At 67.1% G+C, this 571-nt stretch carries 1 protein-coding gene; it reads right to left on the bottom strand.

What is annotated here, in order from left to right; all coding sequences use genetic code 11:
• A partial coding sequence (locus C1I99_RS31845; RefSeq protein ID WP_369122455.1) for an amylo-alpha-1,6-glucosidase occupies positions 1–571 on the bottom strand: 571 nt, incomplete at both ends.

Raw genomic sequence — 571 nt, 5'->3', positions numbered from 1 at the left:
CAGCCCCCAGGCGATGATGGAGTTGTCGAACGGCCAGACGGTGCCGACGTGGTAGCCGACGGGGTTGTAGCGGGCTTCGGTGTTGGCGAGGGTGCGGACGCCCCAGCCGGAGAACATGGCGGGGCTCAACAGGTGTTGGGTGACCGCTTTCGCCCGGGCTGGTTCGACGATGCCGCTCCACAGCAGGTGACCCATGTTGGAGGCGAGGGCGTCGACGGGGTTGCCGTCGGGGTCGAGGGCCAGGGCGTAGTACTCCTTGTCCGGGATCCAGAAGTCGCGGTTGAACCGTTGCTTGAGTTCGGCGGCTTCCCGTTCGAGTCGGTCGGCGTAGGCGGGGTCGTTCCAGAACTGGCGGGCCAGGCGGGCGCCTCGGATCTTGGCGTCGTAGGCGTAGCCCTGGAGTTCGCAGGTGGCTCGGGGTGGGCGGGGGATGCGGCCGTCGTGGTAGGAGATCGAGTCCGGGGAGTCTTTCCAGCACTGGTTCTCCAGGCCGTTGACGGTGTTGCGCCGCCAGTAGGAGATGTAGCCGTTGCCGAGCAGGTCGCCGTACTCGTCGATCCAGTCCAACGCC

The organism is Micromonospora deserti, assembly GCF_003236335.1.
GTDB lineage: Bacteria > Actinomycetota > Actinomycetes > Mycobacteriales > Micromonosporaceae > Micromonospora > Micromonospora deserti.
Note: the sequence above shows the minus strand (reverse complement) of the source record. Positions and strands in the feature narration are given on the sequence as shown.